At 60.8% G+C, this 17,408-nt stretch carries 22 protein-coding genes; 6 read left to right on the plus strand and 16 right to left on the minus strand.

The window, feature by feature from the left end; genetic code table 11:
* Positions 1 to 31 precede the first annotated feature (31 nt).
* The 3 genes from GA0061103_RS14640 to GA0061103_RS14650 are packed head-to-tail and all read left to right on the plus strand — an operon-like array spanning position 32 to position 3,065.
* Positions 32 to 1,252, plus strand: a complete 1,221-nt coding sequence (locus tag GA0061103_RS14640) for an NAD-dependent epimerase/dehydratase family protein (RefSeq protein WP_092712274.1) — start codon at positions 32 to 34, stop codon at positions 1,250 to 1,252.
* Positions 1,252 to 2,115: a glycosyltransferase gene (locus tag GA0061103_RS14645; protein WP_245304762.1), complete on the plus strand. Its 864-nt coding sequence runs from the start codon at positions 1,252 to 1,254 to the stop codon at positions 2,113 to 2,115. Before GA0061103_RS14640 ends, GA0061103_RS14645 begins: the two co-directional genes overlap by 1 nt.
* Positions 2,112 to 3,065: an NAD-dependent epimerase/dehydratase family protein gene (locus GA0061103_RS14650; protein ID WP_092712275.1), complete on the plus strand. Its 954-nt coding sequence runs from the start codon at positions 2,112 to 2,114 to the stop codon at positions 3,063 to 3,065. The genes GA0061103_RS14645 and GA0061103_RS14650 overlap by 4 nt, the downstream gene beginning before the upstream one ends.
* Here GA0061103_RS14650 and GA0061103_RS14655 read toward each other — a convergent pair.
* The 8 genes from GA0061103_RS14655 to ruvC all read right to left on the minus strand — a co-directional run bounded on the left by GA0061103_RS14655 (position 3,010) and on the right by ruvC (position 8,055).
* Positions 3,010 to 3,573, minus strand: a complete 564-nt coding sequence (locus GA0061103_RS14655; protein ID WP_092712276.1) for a DinB family protein — start codon at positions 3,571 to 3,573, stop codon at positions 3,010 to 3,012. The genes GA0061103_RS14650 and GA0061103_RS14655 overlap by 56 nt on opposite strands.
* Before the next feature lie 12 nt (positions 3,574 to 3,585).
* Complete coding sequence (locus GA0061103_RS14660; RefSeq protein ID WP_208603515.1) at positions 3,586 to 4,095, minus strand: NUDIX hydrolase; 510 nt, start codon at positions 4,093 to 4,095, stop codon at positions 3,586 to 3,588.
* Positions 4,096 to 4,101: 6 nt separating this feature from the next.
* A complete protein-coding gene (locus GA0061103_RS14665) occupies positions 4,102 to 5,004 on the minus strand; it encodes a metallophosphoesterase (protein ID WP_092712277.1) in 903 nt (300 codons plus the stop codon).
* Entirely contained in the window at positions 5,005 to 6,045 is a 1,041-nt protein-coding gene (ruvB, locus tag GA0061103_RS14670) for a Holliday junction branch migration DNA helicase RuvB (protein ID WP_092712278.1), read from the minus strand.
* A gap of 154 nt (positions 6,046 to 6,199) precedes the next feature.
* Positions 6,200 to 6,814: a Holliday junction branch migration protein RuvA gene (gene ruvA / locus GA0061103_RS14675; RefSeq protein WP_092712280.1), complete on the minus strand. Its 615-nt coding sequence runs from the start codon at positions 6,812 to 6,814 to the stop codon at positions 6,200 to 6,202.
* Between the two features lie 12 nt (positions 6,815 to 6,826).
* Positions 6,827 to 7,246, minus strand: coding sequence for a type II toxin-antitoxin system VapC family toxin (locus GA0061103_RS14680; protein WP_092712281.1), 420 nt, complete (start codon positions 7,244 to 7,246; stop codon positions 6,827 to 6,829).
* Positions 7,224 to 7,487: an AbrB/MazE/SpoVT family DNA-binding domain-containing protein gene (locus GA0061103_RS14685; protein WP_092712283.1), complete on the minus strand. Its 264-nt coding sequence runs from the start codon at positions 7,485 to 7,487 to the stop codon at positions 7,224 to 7,226. The genes GA0061103_RS14680 and GA0061103_RS14685 overlap by 23 nt, the downstream gene beginning before the upstream one ends.
* 55 nt (positions 7,488 to 7,542) lie before the next feature.
* Complete coding sequence (ruvC, locus tag GA0061103_RS14690) at positions 7,543 to 8,055, minus strand: crossover junction endodeoxyribonuclease RuvC (RefSeq protein WP_092712285.1); 513 nt, start codon at positions 8,053 to 8,055, stop codon at positions 7,543 to 7,545.
* Positions 8,056 to 8,246: 191 nt separating this feature from the next.
* Between ruvC and GA0061103_RS14695 the strand changes: the two genes are divergently transcribed.
* The gene (locus GA0061103_RS14695; protein ID WP_092712817.1) at positions 8,247 to 9,245 is read left to right on the plus strand and encodes an LLM class flavin-dependent oxidoreductase; all 999 of its coding nucleotides are present in this window, start codon (positions 8,247 to 8,249) and stop codon (positions 9,243 to 9,245) included.
* Positions 9,246 to 9,324: 79 nt separating this feature from the next.
* Here GA0061103_RS14695 and GA0061103_RS14700 read toward each other — a convergent pair whose 3' ends face one another.
* From GA0061103_RS14700 to GA0061103_RS14710, 3 genes are all read right to left on the minus strand, one after another.
* Positions 9,325 to 9,762: a DoxX family protein gene (locus GA0061103_RS14700; protein WP_092712287.1), complete on the minus strand. Its 438-nt coding sequence runs from the start codon at positions 9,760 to 9,762 to the stop codon at positions 9,325 to 9,327.
* A 106-nt stretch (positions 9,763 to 9,868) separates the two neighbouring features.
* The gene (locus GA0061103_RS14705; RefSeq protein ID WP_092712288.1) at positions 9,869 to 10,330 is read right to left on the minus strand and encodes a tetratricopeptide repeat protein; all 462 of its coding nucleotides are present in this window, start codon (positions 10,328 to 10,330) and stop codon (positions 9,869 to 9,871) included.
* A 25-nt stretch (positions 10,331 to 10,355) separates the two neighbouring features.
* Complete coding sequence (locus tag GA0061103_RS14710) at positions 10,356 to 11,330, minus strand: MBL fold metallo-hydrolase (RefSeq protein ID WP_092712290.1); 975 nt, start codon at positions 11,328 to 11,330, stop codon at positions 10,356 to 10,358.
* A gap of 323 nt (positions 11,331 to 11,653) precedes the next feature.
* Between GA0061103_RS14710 and GA0061103_RS14715 the strand changes: the two genes are divergently transcribed.
* A complete protein-coding gene (locus GA0061103_RS14715) occupies positions 11,654 to 12,430 on the plus strand; it encodes a sigma-70 family RNA polymerase sigma factor (RefSeq protein WP_245304752.1) in 777 nt (258 codons plus the stop codon).
* A complete protein-coding gene (locus GA0061103_RS14720) occupies positions 12,427 to 13,230 on the plus strand; it encodes an anti-sigma factor family protein (RefSeq protein ID WP_092712294.1) in 804 nt (267 codons plus the stop codon). Before GA0061103_RS14715 ends, GA0061103_RS14720 begins: the two co-directional genes overlap by 4 nt.
* A 54-nt stretch (positions 13,231 to 13,284) precedes the next feature.
* Here the strand turns inward: GA0061103_RS14720 and GA0061103_RS14725 are convergent, their stop codons facing one another.
* The 5 genes from GA0061103_RS14725 to GA0061103_RS14745 all read right to left on the minus strand — a co-directional run bounded on the left by GA0061103_RS14725 (position 13,285) and on the right by GA0061103_RS14745 (position 17,341).
* Entirely contained in the window at positions 13,285 to 14,031 is a 747-nt protein-coding gene (locus GA0061103_RS14725; protein ID WP_092712296.1) for a YebC/PmpR family DNA-binding transcriptional regulator, read from the minus strand.
* A gap of 134 nt (positions 14,032 to 14,165) precedes the next feature.
* Positions 14,166 to 15,020: an MBL fold metallo-hydrolase gene (locus GA0061103_RS14730; RefSeq protein ID WP_092712298.1), complete on the minus strand. Its 855-nt coding sequence runs from the start codon at positions 15,018 to 15,020 to the stop codon at positions 14,166 to 14,168.
* Between the two features lie 125 nt (positions 15,021 to 15,145).
* On the minus strand, positions 15,146 to 15,970 hold the full coding sequence (locus GA0061103_RS14735) for a TIGR00282 family metallophosphoesterase (protein WP_069611843.1): 825 nt from the start codon (positions 15,968 to 15,970) through the stop codon (positions 15,146 to 15,148).
* A gap of 3 nt (positions 15,971 to 15,973) precedes the next feature.
* Positions 15,974 to 16,561 (minus strand): 5-formyltetrahydrofolate cyclo-ligase, encoded by a 588-nt coding sequence (locus tag GA0061103_RS14740; RefSeq protein ID WP_092712300.1) that lies wholly within the window; start codon positions 16,559 to 16,561, stop codon positions 15,974 to 15,976.
* A gap of 105 nt (positions 16,562 to 16,666) precedes the next feature.
* Positions 16,667 to 17,341, minus strand: coding sequence for an HAD family hydrolase (locus tag GA0061103_RS14745; protein ID WP_092712302.1), 675 nt, complete (start codon positions 17,339 to 17,341; stop codon positions 16,667 to 16,669).
* Between the last annotated feature and the right edge of the window lie 67 nt (positions 17,342 to 17,408).

The following is a 17,408-nucleotide window of genomic DNA, read 5'->3' on the forward strand; positions in this document are numbered from 1 at the left end:
GCTAGCGGATCGGCGCAGAAGGAAAAATCTCATGAAAATAGCGGTTATGGGCGGCGACGGATTCATCGGTTGGCCAACCTCGCTCCATCTCTCCGACGCTGGTCATGAGGTCCATATCCTCGATAATCTCTCCCGCCGCTGGATCGATACGGAATTGGGCGTGCAATCCCTGACACCGATGGATTCGATCCAGGAACGCACCCGCATCTGGCACGCCGAAACCGGACGCCGCATCCATTTCAATCTCATCGATCTCGCCAAGGACTATGAGCTCCTGAAGAAGTGGCTGGCCGAGCACCGCCCCGATGCCATCGTGCACTTCGCCGAGCAGCGCGCGGCCCCCTATTCGATGAAGAGCGACCGTCACAAAAACTACACGGTCAACAACAACGTCAACGCCACGCACAATCTCCTGAACGCGCTCGTCGAACTCAATCTCGACACGCATCTCGTGCATCTCGGCACGATGGGCGTCTATGGCTATTCGACGATCGGCGCCGCTATCCCCGAAGGCTATCTGCCCGTCGGCATCGACACGACGGACGGCCGCACGGTGAGCCAGGAGATCCTCTACCCTGCCAACCCCGGCTCGATCTATCACATGACGAAATGCCTCGATCAGCTGCTCTTCCAGTTCTACGCCAAGAATGATGGCCTCAGGATCACCGACCTGCATCAGGGCATCGTGTGGGGCACGCACACGGAACAGACGCGCCGTCACGAACAATTGATCAACCGTTTCGACTATGATGGCGACTATGGCACCGTCCTCAACCGCTTCCTCATCCAGGCGGCGATCGGCTATCCGCTGACCGTGCACGGCACCGGCGGCCAGACCCGCGCCTTCATCCATATCCAGGACTCCGTACGCTGCATCGAGCTGGCCTTAAAGAACCCGCCGGCTCGCGGCGCCCGCGTCGAGATTTTCAACCAGATGACGGAAACGCATCGCGTGCGCGATCTCGCCGAGATGATCGCCAAGATGAGCGGAGCCGAAGTCGTGCGCCTGCCCAATCCGCGGAAGGAAGCCCCGGAAAACGAGCTGATCGTCAAGAACGACAAGTTCCTCGATCTCGGCCTGGCGCCGATCACGCTGGAGGCGGGTCTTCTCAGCGAAATCGTCGATGTCGCCAAGAAATACGCCTATCGCGTCGACCGCTCGCGCGTTCCGGCCGTCTCGGCCTGGACCAAGGATCTCGCCGCAACGGTCAACCACGATCCCGAGGGCAAGAGGTTGAAATCCGTGTCATGATGCCGGGTAGCGAAATGCTGCAGGGATTGCGCCCGCAAACCCGGCCCCGCGCCGGCCAGGCATTCGTGACACTCGTCACGAATGCCGATTACGCGATGGGCGCAGTGGCATTGGCGCGCTCGATCGTTCACAGCGGTACCAAGGCCGATATCGTCGTGCTGCATACGGAAGGGGTTGGTGATGCCGACCTCGCCCCGCTCGCAGCGCTCGACTGCCGGCTGGTCGAAGTCGAGCATCTTCCGCTGTCGGATGCCTTCAACGAGCGCCATGCCCGAAGCAACCTGCACAGCGCCGCTCCCTTCACCAAGGGCCGCAAGCCCTCCTTCCACACGCCGCTCGACAATTTCTGCAAGCTGCGGCTCTGGCAGCTGATCGAATACGATACCTGCGTCTTCATCGATGCGGACGCGCTGGTGCTGCGGAACGTCGATAGGCTCTTCGATTATCCGGAGTTTTCGGCAGCCCCGAACGTCTATGAAAGCCTCGCCGATTTCCACCGGCTGAATTCCGGCGTTTTCGTCGCCAAGCCGTCGCTTGCGACCTTTCAGCACATGCTCGAGCGGCTCGACCGCCCCGACGTCTTCTGGCGCCGCACGGACCAGACCTTCCTTGAGGACTTTTTCCCGGATTGGCACGGACTGCCAATCTTCATGAACATGCTGCAATATGTCTGGTTCAGCATGCCCGAGCTCTGGAACTGGAACAGTGTCTCAATCCTGCACTATCAGTATGAAAAGCCCTGGGAGGAAAACCATCCCAAGGCCGAGCAGCTGAGGCCGCTGATCGAGCTATGGCATAGCTTCCATGCCGGTCGGAATATGCCCGATATCGCCACGCTCTCAAATCCGCGAGCCGCGGCATGAAAGTCCTCATATCAGGCGGAACGGGCCTTGTCGGTCGATACATCGCCGAGGAGCTGTTATCGGCCGGGTACAAGGTTGCGATCGGCGGACGCAACCCGCCTCCATCAGGCCTCTTCCCGCTGCCTACCTCCTTTGTGCCCCTGAGCCTCGACCCGGCGGAAAACCAAAGTTGCGCCTTCGACGACGCCTATTTCTTCGTGCACGCGGCCTTCAGCCATGTTGCCGGCAAATATCGCGGCGGCGAAGGCGAAGATCCGGACGGTTTTCGCCGCCTCAATCTCGACGGCACGGTCAAGCTGTTCGAGACTGCGAGAAAGGCCGGCATACGGCGTTGCATCTTTCTCTCCTCCCGCGCCGTCTATGGCGACGGCATTGCCGGAGAGGAACTGACCGAGGCGACCAAACCAGTGCCGAACACGCTCTATGGCGAGGTGAAGCGCGACGCGGAGCACGCCCTGTTTTCCCTGTCCGCGCCCGACTTCGCGACCGCAAGCCTGAGGGCGACGGGCGTCTATGGCGACCTGCGCCCCAATAAATGGGACGACCTGTTCGACGATTATCTCAACGGCAGGCCGGTTCCCTCTCGCGCCGGGACAGAAGTTCACGGCCGCGACCTTGGCCGCGCCGTCCGTCTCTTGCTGGAAACGGAAGCCGGCCGCATCGATGGCGAGGCCTTCAATCTTTCGGATATCTTGACGGATACGCACGAGATCCTCGGGCATCTTCAGAGCGTCACACACTGTCCGCACGCCCTACCCGCGCGTGCCCCACAAAGTGCCGTCAACGCCATGAACACGTCGAAGATCGAAGCCCTTGGATGGCAAGGCGGCGGAAAGGCCCTGCTCGGGCAAACGATCGAGACACTGGCTAAATCGATGCCCGTGCGAGCCGACATCAACGCATCAATTTTGTCTCGTCCCAGCCAAGCGTCGCCAGTTCGTCGCCCCTGAACCGCGCATCGTCGGCGACGACGAACTCATCGAGCTGCGGCGGTGCAACGCTTGTTCCGGCCAGCATGGCATGCACCTGCCCACGATGATGCGTCTGGTGCTGGAACAGATGGTTCAGCACATCATCCGCCCTCTCGCGCTGGATGCGGCCGCCGCGTTGAATATCGACGATCCGCATCCCGTTCTCCGGCGTCAGCGCCTCGCAGAACGCCACCAGCCGGCGGTCGACATCCGCCTGCTGCCGGGTCAATTCATCCAGCCGATCATACGGCTCCTCGATGTCGAAGGCCTTCAGGCCTAGCGTCCCGCCTTCCAACGCGTCGACATAGAACCAGTCCACCGTCAGGATGTGGTTGAGGGTCGCCTTGATCGACGGAAAGAAGCTGACACGCTTGGCCTCGAATTCGCCGGGCTGTAACAGGGTACAGGCCCGATAAAGCCGGACATTCGCCAGGGCATTGTTATAGGCGAGCTTGCGAAAGCTGCGCACCGGATCGAAAGCGGACATGAAGCCTCCCCCTCAAGCCTTGTCGAGATCGCCATCCCGCCAGACCAGATGGCGCGACGTTGCCGGCAGATTTTCGATTTCCTCGGCAATGAAATAGGGCGGGATGTCGAGGGCTACCAGCGCTTCCCGCGTCGCCTGCACCCATTTGAATTCCAGATCATTGTCGCCATCCTGGATGCGATGCACGATCTCACCGGGGTCGAAGGGAAAATCCGCAGGGATATCCATCAGGTAGTAAAGACCAAGCTCGTGCCAATCCATCTCTTCGTAATGAAAGAAATTCTCGACCGACCAGAGCAGGCGCCCGACCGTTATATCGACGCCAAGTTCCTCCACCATCTCCCGCCGCAACGTCTCTTCCGAGGTCTCGCCGATCTCGGCCCGGCCGCCCGGAAACGTCCAGAAGCTTTCATGCACGGCACGATGCACCAGGACATATCCGTCTCGAAATCCAAGACCCGCGACGCGCATCTGGAAGCGCTGAGGACCGGCGTTCAATCTGATGAGTTTGCGTTTCGACATAATCCCCTATCCTACGTCGATCACGACGATCTCCGGCGGAACACCAAAGCGCACCGGCGCGATGGAGCAACCAAGGCCGCCGGAAACGATGATATGTCGCTCTTCCTCGACGATATGGCCGTAGACATACCTGTCACCATAGCGCGATGGTGAATAGGGCGACCAGCCGAAAACCCTGACCTGCCCGCCATGGGTGTGTCCCGACAGGGTGAGCGACACGCGTGACGGAACAGCGGGAAAGATATCGGGCTCATGGGCAAGAAGGATCACCGGCGCGGCATCGCTCACCTGCGCCATGGTCCCTCCGAGATCGTCGAGCCCCCTGGTGAACGGACGCTTCCATCGCATGCTGCGGCGCAAGGCCAGCTGATCCTCGACACCGGCGAGCCAGAACGCCTGCCCGTCCTTCTCCAGACGCGCCGCGCGGTTGGAATAAACCTCTATGCCGACGGCTGCCAGTGCCCGGTGGCTGAAGGTCGGCCCGTGGCCGGTTCTTTGTGCCGCGGAATCATGCCACCAGTCGTGGTTGCCGATGATGGCGTGGACGCCGAGCGGCGCTTTCAGCTTTGCCAGTTCCGCCGCCCAGATACGATGATCGACGCGGGCGGTGATCAGGTCCGTCCCCGAGGTATAGTCGCCGAGCAGAACGATGATATCGCCGCCGAGCTCATTGGCGCGGGCGCAGATCGAGGCGATGCGCTCGCGGTTCATCCACGGTTCGCAGGCATGGAAGTCGGCCAGCGCCACGACCCTGAGCTTGAGCCCCGGCGTCCATCCCGGCGGGTTCAACGCGTAGCGGGTGACATTCAGACGAACGACCGGCTCATATCCGAGGGCATATCCTCCGAGAGCCATCAAACCGAAAACGCTGCCGCCGAAAAGCTTCAGAAAGGCACGACGGCCGAGCATTCAATCTTCCTCCCGGAACAACCCGAACTGCGCGGCCTCCAAGTCCTTGGGCGGCTGCAGGCCGAGATGCTTCCAGGCAATCGCGGTCAGAACACGGCCGCGCGGCGTCCTCTGAATGAAACCCTGCTGGATCATGTAGGGTTCGATAATATCCTCGATCGCATCCCGCGGTTCGGAAAGGCCGGCGGCAATGGTTTCGATGCCGACAGGCCCGCCGCCGAAATTGACCGCGATCATGTTGAGATAACGCTTGTCGAGCTGATCAAAGCCGACATTGTCGACCAGAAGCCGCGTCAGCGCCTCGTCGGCGATCTCCCGTGTCACCGCCTCGACCTTGGCAACCTCGGCAAAATCGCGCACACGGCGCAGCAGGCGGCCAGCGATGCGCGGCGTTCCACGCGCGCGACGCGCAATCTCGCGCGCACCCTCGTCGGTCATGGCAAGGCCCATCAACCGTGCACCGCGCCGGACGATCAGCTCCAGTTCCTCGACGGTATAGAAGCTCAGCCGGACGGGGATGCCGAAGCGGTCGCGCAGCGGCGTCGTCAGCAGCCCGAGACGGGTGGTCGCGGCAACCAGCGTGAATTTGGCGAGATCGATCTTGACCGAACGGGCAGCAGGCCCCTCGCCGATGATGAGATCGAGCTGGAAATCCTCCATGGCCGGATAGAGGATTTCTTCGACCGCCGGATTGAGACGATGGATTTCGTCGATGAAGAGCACGTCGCGCTCTTCGAGATTGGTGAGCAGTGCGGCCAGATCGCCCGCCTTGGCGATGACCGGGCCGGAGGTCGAGCGGAAATTGACGCCAAGTTCCTTGGCCATGATCTGCGCCAAAGTCGTCTTGCCGAGGCCGGGCGGGCCAACGAACAGCACGTGATCCAGCGCCTCGCCGCGCCCCTTGGCCGCTTCGATGAAGACCTTCAGATTGGCGCGCGCCTCCGCCTGGCCGGTGAATTCGTCCAGCGATTGCGGCCTGAGCGTCGCATCGATGTCTTCGCCCCGCTTTTCTGGCGATATCAGACGTGCGGCTTCACTCATGTCAGAGGTTCCATTCCCGGTATGCGTTTCGCAGGCCCTGCGCCGAAGGCGGCACTTGCTCTGCCGCACTCAAAAATAGTCTTCGACAACGAAGCGCCACACGTCGATCTCTCGACTTTGCGACAATAGTAAGGATTGCGGAAGGTGCAAAGCCTCACCGCGACAGTTCCTTCAAGCCGAAACGGATCAACTTGGCGCTGTCCGCCCCCTCGCCGGCCGTCTTCAATGCCGCGGCAACGGCGTTGGCCGCCTGATCGCGGGAGTAGCCGAGATTGGTAAGCGCCGAAACGGCATCGGCAACGGGCGCTGCGGCAACGCCTTCCCCGAGCTCCTGTTTCAGCCCGATATTGGCGGCATCGCCAGCAAAGGCCGGCGCCTTGTTCTTCAGTTCCGTCACGATGCGCATCGCGACCTTCGGGCCGACGCCCGGCGCCCGCGAAACGGCGGCGCGATCCTGCAGGGCGATCGCATTGGCAAGCTCGGCCGGCGTCAGCGTCGACAGCAACGCCAGCGCCACTTTCGCGCCGACACCCTGAACCGTCTGCACGATGTTGAACCACTCGCGCTCCAGCGCCGTCATGAAGCCGAAAAGCCGGATCTGGTCCTCACGTACATAGGTCTCGATGAAGAGGATGCAGGCCTCGCCGACGGAACCGAGCTTCGACAGCGTCCGGGCCGAACAATAGGCGACGTAGCAGACGCCATGCACATCCACGAGCACATAGTCCTCGCCGATTTCTTCGATTGTGCCTTTCAGCTTGCCGATCATGAATTGCGTCCGTCAAGGATGGGTTTCGGGGGAAATGAGGTCAACGGTGGGAAAATAGGACCGGTAGCGGGAGGCATCCCGTGTCAACAGCCTGTGCCTTCGCCACTCGGCATGCGCCCCGATCAGGAAGTCCGGAAGCGTTCTGTCCCGTTGGCCGCCGGCAAGCCGATAGAGGCGATGCGCCTTGCCGGCTCGAAACGCAGCCTCGAATGGTATGGTCTCACGCTTCATATCGAGCCAGGACAAGGCGACCGTCAATTCGTCCTCGCCCAAAGACGAGGCGGCAAGTTCGGACCAGACCACCGGGCTGATGACAAGGTCGCCCTCGCCGACACATTGTTTCAACAGCTTTGCCGACCACTGCCGCTGGACCGAAGCCGGGCCGAGAATATCGATGAAGATATTGGTATCAACGAGGGTCGACGTCGTCACGCGGACCTCTTAGAAACTCAATGAATTCGTCGGTCGTCATGCCACCGAGGTCGATCGTACCTCTGACCCGCTCTGCCCAATCGTCGAAATCCCGAATGGCTGGATCGGATGCCTCAGCGATTTTTACGAGCATCGCACCGCCGCCGGAGGCGATGAAATCAACCTCCGAACCTGGACCAATGCCGAGCCGGTCTCGAATTTCCTTTGGGATGGTCACCTGACCTTTTTCCGTCACACGCATGGTAATACCTCTTCAGTAATACCTAGCGGCCCAACAAGAACAAGTCAAGAACATACTACCCGGCGAGCGCTGCCTGCCGCAGCCGGCTGGCGCCGCGGTTATGGGCATGGCATATGGCGATGGCGAGCGCATCGGCTGCGTCGCTGCCCTTGAACTCGACCTTGGGCATCAGGATCTTCAGCATCATGTGGATCTGCTGCTTCTCGCCGTGGCCGACGCCGATGACGGCCTTCTTGACCGCATTCGGCGCATATTCCGAGACCGGCAGGCCGGCGCGCGCCGGCACCAGCATGACGACGCCACGCGCCTGGCCGAGCTTCAAAGTCGCCACAGCATCCTTGTTGACGAAGGTCTGCTCGACGGCCGCCTCATCCGGCTGGTAGCTGTGAACGATCTCGGCAAGACCGTCATGCAGTTGGCAAAGACGGGATGCCAGATCCATGTCGCCATCCGACGTCACGGTTCCGGACGCCACGAAGCGCAGGGAATTGCCAAGCGTATCGATGATGCCCCAGCCGGTGCGGCGCAAGCCCGGATCGATGCCGATGATGCGAATCGTATTTTGCATGGGTCAACCTATCTTTCAGGCCCGACATGTGCCAGCAAAATGTGAACAAAACAAAAACAACGCACAGATTGCGATTGCCGGAGCCGCGCTGAAAACATCGTGACGAAATTGCGGCGACAGGGTTTGGAATGAGGGAGCAGCACTCCTACATGTGCAAGCAACCCCTCCTTTCCACCACGCAGGTTCTTGCCATGGTTCCCTTTTCCATCCTCGATCTTTCGCCCGTTGCCGAAGGCAGCACCATCCGCCAGTCCTTCGACAGTTCGAAGCGCATGGCGCAAAAGGCGGAAGAGCTTGGCTACAACAGGTTCTGGCTGGCCGAACATCACGGCATGCCGGGCGTCGCGAGCGCTGCGACGTCGGTCGTCATCGGCCATATCGGCGCGGCAACCTCGCGCATCCGCATCGGTTCTGGCGGCGTCATGCTGCCGAACCACTCTCCGCTTGTCATTGCCGAACAGTTCGGCACGCTGGAAGCCCTGTTTCCCGGCCGTGTCGATCTTGGTCTTGGCCGCGCGCCGGGCACGGACATGCGCACGGCGCAGGCGTTGCGCCGCAATATCGATGCAGGCGCGCAAAACTTCCCCCAGGATATCGTCGAACTGCAGCATCTCTTCAGCCCGGCCGATGAGGGCCAGATCATCCTTGCCGTTCCCGGCCATGGCGCCAATGTGCCGATCTGGCTGCTTGGTTCGAGCCTTTACAGCGCCCATCTCGCCGCCATGCTCGGCCTGCCCTATGCCTTCGCCTCGCATTTCGCGCCGGAAGCCCTGATGGATGCCATCGCCATCTATCGCGAGCGCTTCACGCCTTCGGCCACGCTCGGCAAGCCCTATGTCATGGTCGGCGTCATGGGCGCGGTGGCGGAGACGGATGAAGAGGCGCAGTATCACTTCACCTCGGCACAGCAGCAATTCGTCAATCTCCGCCGCAACGTGCGCGGTCCCTTCCCGCGCCCGCGCAGCGACATGGACGATTTCTGGACGCCGATGGAAAAGCTGAACGTAGAAAATACGCTGCGCTACGCTGTGGTCGGCTCGCCTGCGACGGCCGAAACGAAGCTCTCGCAGTTCATTAGGGATACCGAGGCTAACGAAGTCATCATATCGATGCCGATCCATGACATCGAAGCGCGGCTGAAATCGGTGGAGCTCTTCGCAACGCTTCCGAGCTTCCAGAAAGTCTCCTGATTATCGGGAAAATAATAACCGGTGAGCCGAACTCTGCGTGCGGCTCACCGGAGGATCGCCCACCAGATTATCGACAAGCTCAAGCGACAAGCCTCGTCTTCCAATGACGCCGGACGAGCATATCCAGCGACAGCTTGCCGGCGCCGGAGACGATCAGGGCAAACATGCCGCCTGCAATCGCCAGGTCCTTTTCGAAATGCAGCAATTCGTTGTGGCTGGCGAAGTTCGTGTGAAAGAGCGTCGCTGTCAGCAGGCAGAACACGCCGAGGCCGAACGCCGCCAGGCGGGTCATCAACCCCAACGCAATGGCAATGCCGGCGGCGAGCTGCAGCACGATGGTTGCGATCGCGATCGGGGCTGATACGCCGAGCTTGGCCATGGCCTCCAGGGCAGTGTCGAAGTTGCTGGCGAGTTCGATGCCCTCTTCCAGAAAGAGCAGCGACAGCAGGATGCGGCCGAACAGCAGTGCCATATCGGCGAAATTGACCAGAATGGCATTCTCCTCTTCGAATTCCATGGTCTTTCTCCTTCCCATCATGAATTCGGCGAAGCTCCGATCGTCGCCGGCGGCATCTCCGTGACATGGTCAAAAGAAATGCCGCCGGAACGATGGAGATCGGGCCTCAGTTGCTGGCCTTGGCTGATATCGCCTTGGTCAGATCCTCAAGCTCCTCGCACCCCGCCGGGCAAAGCTTGGTGAGTGCTGCCAGCTGCTCGCGGGCCTTGGGCATATCGCCGGTCTCGACATAGAGTTCGCCGAGATATTCATGCGCGCCCTTGTGGTCCGGCTGCAGTTCCAGCGCCTTGGTGTAGTAGGTGAGCGACGTCTTGAAATCGCCGGTCTTGCGCAGGGTGAAGCCCATCAGATTGTAGACATCGGCCTGCTGGTGCTCCTCGGCGATATCGCGAAGCTCGGCGAGCGCGCCGGCATAGTCCTTCGCGTCAATCTTGGCGCGGACCGAGGTAAGGTCCGGCGCATCGGTCGACTCCATATTGTCGACGGCAAAGGCGACGCCTGCCGTGGCGGCCGGAAGGATGGCGACGGCGCTCAAGGCGGCGACCGCGAAAATGGCATGTCTGAACATGGTAGTTGCTCCTCTTTCTGGCCGTTCAGGCCTGGATGGTGGGGGTAAATCCGTAGGCATTGCCGTCCTTGACGAAGGTGCCGGAGCCGGGGAACGGGAAATGCGAACCGCAGATCCTGATCTTGTCGGCAATGACGCGATCGATCAGCCTGCGGCGGGTGGTAACGGCCATCGGGCCGTCCTGGTCGTAAGCGCCTTCCCATTCCGGATGGGGTGCAAGCAACGCCGGCACATACATGATGTCGGCTGAGACCATCAGCTGCTCACTGCCGCCATCGATGAGGAAGACGGAATGGCCCGGTGTATGGCCATAGGCGGCCAGCATGTGCACGCCGGGCGCCACTTCGGCATTATCCTCGACCAGCTTCCAGTTCTTCCACGTCGGGAAGACGGAGGCGATGCGTCGGCCGGCTTCCTTGCGGCCCTCCGCCAGCTTGTCGACACGGCCGGGATCGGTCCACCAATTGTACTCGGCGGCGTTGACGATCAGCTCGGCATTCGGGAAAACGGCCGCATTCGTTCCCTTTTCCATAAGGCCCCAGACGTGGTCCGGATGGAAATGCGAGATCATGATCGTATCGATCTTCTTGTAGTCGATGCCGGCGGCGGCCATGTTGGCTGGCAGGTGCGTGGCATTGGTCTGCCATTGCCCGACACCCGAACCCGCATCCATCATGATCTTGCGGCCGCCGATATCGAGAACGACGACGGTCAGCGGAATCGGCATGAAGTCGGTGGTCAGACCGGCCTTGGAAAGCGCCTCCTTGGTGTCGTCGACGGACGCGTTCTTGATGAAGGCCGGATCATGCGGCTTGCGCCAGATGCCGTCATAGATGGCCGTGACCTCGATCGAACCGACCTTGTATTTATAGAAGCCGACCGTCGGCTCCAGCGGGGTTGCGGCATAGGCTTGCGGGATGAATTCGAGCTTCGACGACAGCCCGAAGGCTGCCGCGGCAGCGGCCGTGCCAAGCACGGCGCGGCGGGTCATATCAAACATCGCAATATCTCCTCAGGGTTATGGCTTTTCGGGCCAGGCGGAGGTCGCAAGCAATTGCGGCCATCCACTGAGGAAGAAGATCGACGGTCATGGGTACTTATTCCCAGTCGGCCGAAAATTTCTTACAAGTCATTGAAATTCATTCGATTATTTTAACAATTGGAGATTGAACGGATGGAATGACGGACATTCCGCACCCTCCCACGCTCGATTTTTTCATCCAATCGGGAATAAACCCCGCGCGAGTGCGATCTAGCCTTTCAGGCAACATTGCAAGCGCCTTATCCGAAGCTTACAGTCGGCATCGGCGTTTTGCGGGGATCATGATGACAGACGCCCGACTTATGAATTCGATGACGCTCGGCGGCCAGCTCCACCCATGGATATGGCGCTCGCCACAAAACACCACGATCAGCAGGGTGGCGCGATTTCTGACTCGCCTGCGTAGCTTCATTGCCGAGGCGAAGCCCGGCAATCGCGTTGTCCAGATGGCGGTCGCTCAATCCGCAGCCAGCGCGGAGCCATTGAAGGGCGCGATCGCGTCTCCCGACGAGAGCATGCGCCGCTTCCAGCAAACGATCATCCCGCATCTGGATGCCGCCTATAATTTCGCGCGCTTCCTCAGCCGGGATGCCGATGCCGCCCAAGATATCGTGCAGGAGGCCTATCTGCGCGCTTATCGCGGCTTCGGCGGCTTTCGCGACGGTGATGCCCGAGCCTGGACCTTCACCATCGTCCGCAACTGCTATCGCGCCTGGCTGCAGGAAGGACGGCGCAAGACCCGTTATGAGCAGCCGATGACGGACGAACGGGATTCGGATGAAGGCTCGCCCTCTTCCGACCCCGCCTCCGAGGAGGATACGCCCGAGACGGCCTTCATCCGCAAGTCGGAAACGCAGCGCGTGCGCGAGGTCATCAACCGGCTGCCCGATGCCATGCGCGAAGTCCTGGTGCTGCGTGAGCTGGAGGACCTCTCCTACAAGGAGATCGCCGAGATCATCGATGCGCCCATCGGTACCGTCATGTCGCGCCTCGCCCGCGCCCGCCGCGATTTCGGCGAGGTCTGGCGCAGCCTCGAAGGACGGGAGGCGGCGCGATGAGCGGCGGAGACAATAATGACCACGGCGAATGGAACGATCTGCTGCACGGCTTCATCGACGGCGAACTGGACGAAGACAATGCCGCGCGCTTCGAGGCGCATCTCGCCACCTGCCGGGAATGTGCTGGCGAGATGGAGAATGCCATGATGGTCAAGCGCCTGTCCACACGCGAAGGCGTCAAATGGCAAGCACCGGAGGCTGTACACGCCCGCGTGCAGGCTGCACTCTCGCTGGAGCAATCCATGATGAGGCGCGCTAGCACGGCTGCGAACCAAACGGAGAGCTCGTGGCAGCGCGTCTGGCGGCTCGTGCGCGAATGGAGCTTCGTGCCATCGCTCGCCGTGCTCGCAGCAAGCCTCATGCTGGTGCTCAACCTGCCGCAGCAAAGCCAGACCATCGAGGATCAGCTTCTGGCCAGTCATGTCCGCTCGATGCTGGCAGATCATCTGACCGACGTGCTGACCTCCGATCAGCACACGGTCAAGCCATGGTTCAACGGCAAGATCGATTTTTCGCCGCCCGTGGTCGATCTGGCGACCCAGGGCTTCCCCTTGGTCGGAGGCCGGGTGGATTATCTCGACGGCCGGGTCGTGGCGGCGCTGATCTATCGCCGGCACGGCCATGTCATCAATCTCTTCATCTGGCCGGGCACATCGGGCGCTCATGGCAGCGCTGAAAAGGATGGCTACAATTTCGTCGAATGGCACGCGGACGGGCTGGTCTTTTGGGCCGTCTCCGATGTCGCAGCGCCCGATCTTTCCACCTTCCGCGACGATTTCACGCGCGCGACAAACCCATAACGCAGAAAGCCGACCGCATCGCTGTGGCCGGCTTTCTTGAATAATTGCAAAGGATCAGGCCGAGAGCTTGGCCAGAACTTCTTCCGAAACTTCGAAGTTCGAGTAGACGTTCTGAACGTCGTCGTCGTCTTCGAGGTTTTCGATGAGCTTCATCAGCGACTGGGCCTTTTCTTCGTCGACCGGCACATTGTTCTGTGCGCGCCAGATCGCCTTGACCGTTTCGGCCTCGCCGAGCGTCGCTTCGAGCGCCTTGGCGACTTCGCCGAGGGATTCGAAGGCGCAGATGATCACATGGCCTTCTTCGTCGCTTTCGACGTCATCGGCACCGGCTTCGATCGCCGCTTCCATGACCTTGTCGGCATCGCCGGCGGAAGGCTTGTAGGTGATTTCACCGACATGGTCGAAGGAGAAGGACACCGAACCGGTTTCGCCGAGCGCACCACCGGCCTTCGTGAAGATCGAGCGGACGTTGGACGCCGTGCGGTTACGATTGTCGGTCAGCGCTTCGACGATGATCGCCGTGCCGCCTGGACCGTAGCCTTCGTAACGGATCGCATCGTAATTCTCGGTGTCGGCACCGGAAGCCTTCTTGATGGCGCGGTCGATATTGTCCTTCGGCATCGACTGGGCCTTGGCGTTCTGGATCGCCAGGCGCAGGCTCGCGTTCATGGTCGGGTCAGGCAGGCCCGCCTTGGCAGCGACCGTGATTTCACGCGCCAGCTTCGAGAACATTTTCGAACGCACCGAGTCCTGACGGCCCTTGCGGTGCATGATGTTTTTAAACTGTGAATGGCCAGCCATGGCACCCCTGTTCACGTCTTTTGTTGGGAATGGCCGCCTTATAAGAGCGAAGCGGCCTTCATTCAAGTAAAAAGCCGGATAATGGGGATGCAGGACACCGCTCATCAAAAGGATCGAGGAGGCGTTCGCCGCAATCAAAGCCCCTTGAGCACATAGATCAGCGGCTTGTGCGGCAAGCTCTTCACCGACACCGTGACGCTCGGCGTCGGCGCATAGGCGACATCAAAATCGGGACCGAACAAGGCCAGGAACTGGTCGATCGGCGGACCCCAGCGATGCATGGGCAGGATCAGCGAGGAACGCAGCCTTTTCACCACGCGGCTCATGCTGTCCGCCCCCATGGTCAGGCCGCCGTCGACCGGCACCATCACGACATCGAGGCGGCCGATCTCGGCATATTGCTGGTCGGTGAGCTCGAAATGCAGATGTCCGAGATGGCCGATGCAGAGGCCCGCCACCTCGAAGATGAAGATCGAATTGCCGTTGGCCTCGATGCCGCCGCCCCAGGAGCGGATATCGGTGACGACGTTGCGGATCAGCGTGTCACCCACAGTCATGCGGATCTTTGCCGGCTCGCCGGGCATATCGCTCCAGCCATGCAGCACATATTTGATCGCCGGATCGGGTGTCAGCGTATAGTGGCTCGGATGCGCCTTGTTCATCGTCACGACTTCGGGCGTATAGGGCGGCGGATAGGCGCCGCTATAATCCGTGGCGATGGAAACACCGCCCGGCGTTTCGATGAAGAGCGTGGCGTGCCCGAGGAAGGTGATCTTCACGTCGCCGCTATTGGGGCCATTCACGGGATCATTGGCGAGCGTCGGACCGGGAGGAGAAAAGCTGGCGAATGTCGCCTTGGGCAGGGATTGCGCAATGGCCTGGCATTGGCTGGGTTGCGTACGCATAGGCTTTTGCTGGGCATTTGCCGTGCTCCAGCAGAGGATCAACGATAGGAAAAACGCGGCAAGGATAGGAAATCGCTGTAACATGCCATCCCCTCAAGCCCGATAGTGGCGAGAGGATGCGGTATGAGCGGACACAGGTCCAGCAACAATCAGACGCGATTGCTCACAATCGCGTCATCATCGGACAATGATGAATTATCGTGCAGCGATCAGCGCCAGAAATCCGGAATGGTCTCCGCAAGCCTCGGACCAAGCCGCAGCGGCGCGATCTTTTCGGCCAATCCCGTCGCGTCGGAGATCTCGACGCCGACGCCGCAGATGGTGGCAGGCCCCGAAGCCGCCTCGAAGCGTCCCTTCGGCATCTTCGAGATGAAGCGGTTGAGCGGCTCCTCCTTCTCCATGCCCAGGGAAGAGTCGTAATCGCCGCACATGCCGGCATCCGACATGTAGGCGGTGCCACCGTTCAGGATCTGCGCGTCGGCAGTCGGCACATGCGTATGCGTGCCGACGACGAAGCTTGCGCGGCCATCGACGAAATGGCCGAAGCATTGCTTTTCGCTCGTCGCTTCCGCATGAAAATCGAAGACGATCGCATCGGCTTGTTCCTTCAGCGGACAGGCATCGAGAATGGCCTCTGCCGACTTGAAGGGATCGTCCAGCTCCGGATGCATGAAGACGCGGCCCATGATGTTGGCGACGAGCACGCGGGCGCCGTTACGGGCATAATAGAGGCCTGAGCCGCGGCCGGGCGTGCCGGCCGGATAGTTCGCGGGGCGCAGGAACTGGTCGTGGCGTTCGCAAAAAACGACGGCTTCCTTCTGGTCCCAGACATGGTTGCCCGTCGTCACCACATCGGCGCCGGCATTAATCGTCTCGAGGAAGATGTCCTCGGTGATGCCGAATCCGCCGGCGGCATTCTCGCCGTTGACGATGACGAAATCGAGCTTCAGGTCGGATACGAGGCCCGGCAGGCGTTCCCACACCGCGGTCCGTCCCGTCTTGCCGACCATGTCACCCAGAAAAAGCAGCCGCATTCGCTATCCAATCACTTCCGAAACGAAATTGAGTCCGCTCTCGGTCAAAATCGCGTCAAGACGGACATCATGCGGCTCAGCCGGTACTGATGGCACTTCTTGGCAATCGAATGCAATGCCGATCAGCCGCGGATTCAAGCCTTTTTGATGCAGCCGCTCGATTGCGCGGTCGTAGTGGCCCGCTCCGTAGCCGATACGATGGCCGCTTCTGTCGAAAGCGGAAAGCGGCACCAGCATGACGTCGGGGTCCAGCTCAGCCGCTTCAGGCCCTGGTCCGAAGGTTCCGAATCCGACCGGAACCAAAGTCGCGCCTGCGACAAGCTCGCGAAAGACAATGGTGTTGCGATCAAGAATGACAGGCACGCAAAGCCGCGCGCCGCGCTCCCGCAACCGCGCCATCAACGGCCTTATATCCACTTCGGAGCGGATCGGCAGGAAGCCGGAGATGATCTCCCCTGGTTCGACATCGATTGCCTGGCCGCCATGCGTCGCCATAGCGAGGGCTTTTTCGATACGATCTTCCGCTGGAATAGCGTCGCGCGCCGCCAGACGCTCGCTGCGATATTGGGCTTTCAGCTCTTTGAGGCTCATCGGATCTTCGCAAATATCTATGATATCACGAAAACATAATGAGCCGGCCGCCCGTTGCAAAGCGCGAAAGCGACATCCAGCCGTCGCAGAAAGAAGTCCGCTCTTTCAGTCCTTGCGGATGATCGACAATTTTCCCTCGCCATTCACATGCGCGCGGACATTTTCGTAATTTCGCAGCATCGTGTGATCGGTTTCGATCGGATGCGAATGCGTCGCGGTGATGACCACCACATCGGCACCGGCCGCTTCGCCAGCCTTGACACCGGCCAAGACGTCTTCAAACACCAGGCATTCCGAAGGGCTGAGGCCAAGGCGCTGCGCGCCGAGGATATAGCCCTGCGGATCAGGCTTGCCGACCTTCACGTCTTCAGCGGTGACCATGAAGCGCGGAACCGGGATCCCGGCGGCATCCAGCCGCGCCAGCGCCAGCCGATAGGGCGATGAGGTAACGATCGCCCAGCGTTCCGGCGGCAGGGAAGCCAGGAAATCGACAGCGCCCGGCAGCGCGACGACACCCTCGACATCGGCAATCTCGGCCTCCGTGATCTTCAGCGCCTCCGCGACCGGATCGACGCCAGGCAGGTTCAACTGGCCGATCGTATCAACACCACGCTTGCCATGCATCGTCGGCATGAACTTCTCGACATCAAGACCCTGAGCCCGTGCCCAGTTGCCCCAGACGCGCTCAGCGGCGGCGATCGAATTGATGATCGTGCCGTCCATGTCGAACAGGAAGCCGGAATAGGTCTTGGTGAAGGCGGAAGACGATGCAGCGGACAAGGAAGAACCTTTCTGGATAAACAGACGAGATCAGCCGCAAGACGCGGCCTCACGATACGAGCCTTCC

Origin of the sequence: Martinezella multihospitum, assembly GCF_900094585.1 — a bacterium.
Lineage (GTDB): Bacteria > Pseudomonadota > Alphaproteobacteria > Rhizobiales > Rhizobiaceae > Rhizobium > Rhizobium multihospitium.